The 5,822-nt window shown below is 38.0% G+C and carries 6 protein-coding genes; 2 read left to right on the top strand and 4 right to left on the bottom strand.

Annotation, left to right across the window (positions count from 1 at the left end; translation table 11 throughout):
• On the bottom strand, positions 1-1,498 hold a 1,498-nt coding region (locus ACILQF_RS09785; protein WP_395627229.1), incomplete at its 3' end, for a GTP-binding protein TypA/BipA.
• Positions 1,499-1,724: 226 nt separating this feature from the next.
• Here ACILQF_RS09785 and ACILQF_RS09780 point away from each other — a divergent pair.
• Positions 1,725-1,877, top strand: a complete 153-nt coding sequence (locus ACILQF_RS09780; RefSeq protein ID WP_395627228.1) for a FeoB-associated Cys-rich membrane protein — start codon at positions 1,725-1,727, stop codon at positions 1,875-1,877.
• 7 nt (positions 1,878-1,884) lie between these two features.
• Here the strand turns inward: ACILQF_RS09780 and ispF are convergent, their stop codons facing one another.
• Both ispF and porV read right to left on the bottom strand, forming a co-directional pair.
• Positions 1,885-2,367, bottom strand: a complete 483-nt coding sequence (gene ispF / locus ACILQF_RS09775) for a 2-C-methyl-D-erythritol 2,4-cyclodiphosphate synthase (RefSeq protein WP_395627227.1) — start codon at positions 2,365-2,367, stop codon at positions 1,885-1,887.
• 3 nt (positions 2,368-2,370) lie between these two features.
• Positions 2,371-3,525, bottom strand: coding sequence for a type IX secretion system outer membrane channel protein PorV (porV, locus tag ACILQF_RS09770; RefSeq protein WP_395627226.1), 1,155 nt, complete (start codon positions 3,523-3,525; stop codon positions 2,371-2,373).
• A gap of 379 nt (positions 3,526-3,904) precedes the next feature.
• Here porV and ACILQF_RS09765 point away from each other — a divergent pair, with 379 nt between their 5' ends.
• Positions 3,905-5,500 (top strand): SUMF1/EgtB/PvdO family nonheme iron enzyme, encoded by a 1,596-nt coding sequence (locus ACILQF_RS09765; protein WP_395627225.1) that lies wholly within the window; start codon positions 3,905-3,907, stop codon positions 5,498-5,500.
• An 86-nt stretch (positions 5,501-5,586) separates the two neighbouring features.
• On the opposite strand, the gene ACILQF_RS09760 is transcribed toward ACILQF_RS09765, so the two are convergent.
• The coding region (locus ACILQF_RS09760) for a hypothetical protein (protein ID WP_395627224.1) at positions 5,587-5,822 on the bottom strand (236 nt) is incomplete at its 5' end.

Genomic DNA, 5,822 nt, shown 5'->3' with positions numbered 1-5,822 from the left:
ATTTATCGATGGAGTATGCAGTAGTTGAACCTTTTTCCATAGAAACAAGAACACCATTCAAACGGCCCGGGATATTCCCTTTCCACGGCTCGTAAGACTTAAAACGGTGTGCCATAATTGCTTCACCAGCGGTTGCTGTTAAAACATTATTACGTAAACCTATTATTCCACGTGCTGGAATCTCAAACTCTAGGTGTTGAAGATCTCCTTTTGGTTCCATGATTAGTAATTCACCTTTACGCTGAGTTACTAGCTCAATAACCTTACCAGATACTTCTGCCGGAACATCTACAATCAGCGTTTCGATAGGCTCACATTTAACCCCATCAATTTGCTTGATAATAACTTGTGGCTGTCCAACCTGAAGCTCATAACCCTCGCGACGCATCGTCTCGATTAAAACTGATAAATGGAGAATACCACGACCATACACTAGGTAAGCGTCCGGCGAATCTGTTTCAACAACTTTAAGAGCTAGGTTTTTCTCCATCTCTTTGTAAAGACGCTCACGTAAACGCTGTGAGGTTACAAATTTACCTTCCTTACCGAACATCGGTGAGTTATTGATGGTGAACAACATATTCATTGTTGGCTCATCAATCTTGATAACCTCAAGTTGTTCAGGCTTATCGAAATCGGCGATTGTATCACCAATATCAAAACCCTCAATACCTACAACGGCACAAATATCTCCTGATGAAACTTCCTGAACTCTGACTTTACCTAAGCCTTCAAAAGTATATAATTCCTTAATTCTTGATTTCTGAATTGTTCCATCGCGCTTTACCAAAGAAACCGGTTGGTTTTCCTTAATTACTCCACGTGCAACACGACCAATAGCGATTCGTCCGACGAAAGAAGAATAATCCAATGAAGTGATTTGCATCTGCAGGGTACCATCAAAACTTGGTGCCGCAGGAATATGCTCTAAAATAGTATCCAATAAAGGAGTAATATCTTCTGTTTGAACTTTCCAATCGTAGTTCATCCATCCTTGCTTCGAAGAACCGTAAAGAACAGGGAAATCCAACTGATCTTCGGTCGCTTCAAGGTTGAAGAACAACTCAAAAATTGATTCGTAAACTTCTTCTGGGCGACAGTTTTCTTTATCGACTTTATTTACAATTACCACAGGCTTAAGACCTAAGGAAAGTGCTTTTTGAGTCACAAATCGAGTTTGAGGCATGGCGCCTTCAAAAGCATCGACTAAAAGAACTACTCCATCAGCCATTTTAAGTACTCGCTCTACCTCACCACCGAAATCGGCGTGACCAGGAGTATCAATAATATTAATCTTAACACCCTTATAGTTAACAGAAACGTTCTTGGAAACAATGGTAATACCACGTTCGCGTTCAAGATCATTGCTATCTAGTATCAAATCACCAGTTGCCTGATTGTCACGAAACAAATTGGTTTGGTGTAAAATTTTATCAACCAATGTAGTTTTACCGTGGTCAACGTGAGCGATAATCGCTATGTTTCTTATTTTTTGCATTAAAAAATTACCTTAAATTTTTTGCAAAGGTACGATTTATAAAGGATATTTCCACATGATGATTATTAAGGGCGTATTTATTGGACCACTATCCATTAGTTCAACACACAAGCTAGTAAAGGTTTGAATTTTCGGATAGCGTGCTAATCCACAAGAAAGTAATTTGTTAAAATACGAATTTACAAGTGCCTGACTGATAACTTAATTGATTTATGTACTTTTGAATATGGACATTCAATTAGTCGCGATTTTTATTTTATTCGCTCTTGCGCTACTATATGTAGGGAAGATGGCCTATAACAGTATGAAGAGTAAGGCAGGATGTGCAAGTAATTGTGGAAAATGCAGCGCCGACTTCAGCAATCCTGAACAGAAATAGTTTATTTCTAGCTTTTTTTCTCAATCAGACAAACAGCGTAGGCTACAAGCCCTTCTTTTCTTCCTATAAAACCCATTGTTTCATTTGTTGTAGCTTTAATGGAGATATCATCCTCACTAATTCCCGCAGCATTAGCGATATTAATCTTCATTTCAGGGATGTATGGGTTAATTTTGGGAGCTTCCAGACAAAGCATAGCATCAATATTACCCACGTTCCAACCCTTTTGATTCAATAAAGAAACACATTCCTTTAGCAAAATCAGGCTACTAATACCTTTCCAGCGATCATCTGTATTTGAGAAATGATAGCCAATATCGCGCAAATTAGCTGCTCCTAGCAAGGCATCACAAATTGCGTGAACTAAAACGTCGGCATCCGAATGCCCAAAAGCACCCGAAGGATGTTCCAACTTTACTCCACCCAAAATAAATGGATGATTTTCCACCAATTGGTGTACATCGAAGCCAAAGCCAACTCTAATTTTCATTATTTATTTTTCGAAATTAAAAAACAGGGAAAAACGCAGTGTTTGCGCTAAAGGACTGGTTTGTTGATTTGCTAAGAGGTAAGCAATATCAAGATTAAATACATTATACTTTAAACCAGCACCCACAGTAAAATACCTTCTGTCGCCCTTTGTAGGAGTTTCATAAAAATACCCGGAACGAATAGCGAATTGCTTATTATACCAATATTCAGTCCCGAAGGAATAACTAATTTCACTCATCTCCTCCGAAAATCCACCCGGAGCATCATTAAAAGAACCAAAAATGGCAGATGGTACCGAACGATCAGGGTTTTTTCCGCTAATTATCTTTCCATCTGCATCCCTTATCGGATTGGTTGGAACCAGAAGTTTATTTAAATCAAGTGCGAAAGTTAGGGTGCTCAAATCATCCAACATAAAGGTTGTTGCACCTCCAATTTTCATGTTAGTGGGAAGAAAAGATTTTATGCCATTATCAGAATAACTCATCTTAGAGCCAATATTTGAAATATTTATCCCTAAAGCAATCTCCGCATCACTACCAAACAACATCGTTCCCTCTTTATAATAAGCAGAAGCGTCGGCAGCAAGTGCTGAGGCTGGCTGTATCTCCTGACCATTGAAATTTCCATTACTTAAGCTAGACCTGATGTATCTGATTGATGTTCCCATCGAGAAATTATCGCCAAATTTTCTTGAGTAAGTACCTTCAATTGAAAACTCATTGGGACTGTACACGCCGATATCATTCTGGCTATTATCCGTGAGTTGGATTGAACCGTATGAAAAATAACGCAATGCGCCTCCAATCGTGTTTCTACTATCCAAACGATGATAAATTGTTAGATAACCCAAATCAACATCGGGTACCAAATTTCTTAGCCAAGGGGTATAAGAAGCGGATATTCCCGTTGGCTTTTTTAGAAAAACCAATTTGGCAGGATTCCAATGAAAGGAATTTGCATCTGGCGAAATGGCAACTCCAGCTTCACCCATTGCCCCTGATCGAGCATCGGGAGTAATAAGCAAAAATGGAGCAGCAGTTTTTATTGTATTTATTCGTTTACCATCGCTCTGAGTTGTTTGCGCCACAAGCAAAGCGGGTAAGCCGATTATAAATGCAAGTAAAAAATTAAAAAAAAGGCGCTTTTTGATCATTAATTTAAAAGAATCATGCAAATATAAATATAGGCAATTATAAGGATATATTTAATATCGCACCGATTAAAATAAACGCTTTGGGGACGAGAAAGTATCAACCGCAAAAAATATTTATTCGGAGCTGCATTAGAATAAATCTTGTGCATACCAACATGGATGGATTACTAGCAAAGGATATTGATCAATTTATTTAAAAGGAAATAATAAGAATGCATCAGCGACGTTAATTGACTGGTTAATAAATGGAAATAAAAATTAAAAATCAGTTGCATTTTTAGTTAAATAATAAGCATCGCATGATGATTTAAAAAAAAATCCATCGTGATATTAGGCAATTTTGTATTTTAGCAAATTAATGCTCCAATTTTTGAAATTAATGAAAAGAATTACAATATATTTTACAGCTGGATTATTTTTACTTGGAATTGCAACATCCTGTAAAAAATCTACAAGCCAATCTTCATCAAAAACTGGCATGGCTTATAATAATAAGTTAAACGGCGGTTTTGAAGTCAATAACAAAATTAAGGCTGGTCCCGGACCAGGATTAATCGCAATCGAAGGCGGCACTTTTGTGATGGGTGGCAGCCTTAGTCAAGATTTAGGTTACGAGTTTGACAATGTTCGTCGCAGAGTAACAGTTGCTTCATTCTACATGGATGAAACTGAGGTAGCAAACGTAGACTGGTTAGAATATTTATACTGGATTAAGCGTAATTATCCTGTGGATGCAGAATATTATTACAATGCGCTCCCAGATACACTAGTTTGGAGACAAGCACTTTCCTATAATGAGCCTTACGTAAATAATTACTTAAGACATCCTGCATTTCAAGATTATCCGGTAGTTGGGATAAGCTGGGAACAGGCTAACGAGTATTGTGTTTGGCGTACAGATCGTGTAAATGAGGAAATACTTAGAAAAGGTGGATATTTATTGGACTATAAAACTCTTGCCGGAGGCGGCAAGGGAGCTGTAGCTCCTGCTACAACTACCACAAAAGAACCTTTCAACACAGATATTTATTTAAATGGCCAGTTCCGTGGTGAGGGTATCGACGGAAAGAAGATGAAGAAAGACCTTAATCCTAATTCTGCAGTAAGTGGTGCAGCAACCGGTAAAGCGGGTCCTGTTAGACCAGTTCGCCTTGAGGATGGAATCCTAAAACAACCTTATCGCTTACCTACTGAAGCTGAATTTGAATATGCTGCATTATCATTAGCTGGTAATACTGAATATGAAAACATCGCGGATGGTAGAATTTATCCTTGGAACGGTCTAGGTGTTCGTTCACCAAAGAAACGTACACAAGGCATGATTTATGCTAATTTTAAACGTGGTAATGGTGATAATATGGGTACTGGTGGTTATTTGAATGACAAGGCAGATATTACTGCTCCAGTAAGATATTATATCCCTAATGATTTCGGACTTTATAATATGGCTGGAAACGTAAGCGAGTGGACTGCCGATGTTTATAGAAAATTAAGTTTTGAAGATTTCGCTGATTTTAACCCATATCGTGGGAATGAATTTGTTAACAAGCGCTTAACAGATAAAGAAAAAGGTCTTTATGCTAAAGATAAATATGGTCGCCCGATTAAAGATCCAGCACCATCTCCTAAAAAACAGAAATGGTCTGAATTACAGGGCAATACTGCCGTAGTTGATTCATCAGCCCTGGCAGGAAAGCCATACAAGCCTGATTTTAGGGGCTTCAAGGATTCTGTAAACTCAAGTCTTTATGGTACTACAACCCTTGTAAACGATCGTTCGCGTGTTTATAAAGGTGGTTCATGGAACGACCGAGCATATTGGTTAAATCCAGCAACTAGAAGGTTTATGCAACAAGATGAATCAAGTGCAGAAATTGGATTCCGTTCGGCAATGACCTTGGTAGGATCTCCTGAGATTATCAGTCAAGGAAAGCCACAGTTCTCTAAATACAAATCGAAAGCTAAGTCTAAGTAAATATTTAGATCAAAAAAAACACCTTTATAATAAAATATAAAGGTGTTTTTTATTTGGGCTGAAATTTAAATTCGATTATTATCTCTTTAAAAATTATACTGCACATTCATCCATAAACTTCTACCCACAGCGTTTATTCCGCTGCCATGCGTACGATAATCCACATTGAGTAAATTCTGAGCACTAATTCTTAAATGTGCCTTACCAAAAGAATAACCCGAATAAATATTCATCACCTTCCACCCAGGTGTGCCATTCAGAGGTATCCGGTTATCATCTCTATCACCTTGAGCTAAACGGTCCTGCTTATCAGCCCAAGCTA

Source organism: Daejeonella sp. (assembly GCF_044232565.1).
GTDB lineage: Bacteria > Bacteroidota > Bacteroidia > Sphingobacteriales > Sphingobacteriaceae > Daejeonella.
Note: the sequence above shows the minus strand (reverse complement) of the source record. Positions and strands in the feature narration are given on the sequence as shown.

What these genes read in the sequence shown, in the direction of transcription:
- ispF (WP_395627227.1), bottom strand. Translation starts at nt 2,367, where the DNA reads ATGAAAATTAGAGTTGGCTTTGGCTTCGATGTACACCAATTGGTGGAA.
- porV (WP_395627226.1), bottom strand. Translation starts at nt 3,525, where the DNA reads ATGATCAAAAAGCGCCTTTTTTTTAATTTTTTACTTGCATTTATAATC.
- ACILQF_RS09765 (WP_395627225.1), top strand. Translation starts at nt 3,905, where the DNA reads ATGAAAAGAATTACAATATATTTTACAGCTGGATTATTTTTACTTGGA.
- ACILQF_RS09780 (WP_395627228.1), top strand. Translation starts at nt 1,725, where the DNA reads ATGGACATTCAATTAGTCGCGATTTTTATTTTATTCGCTCTTGCGCTA.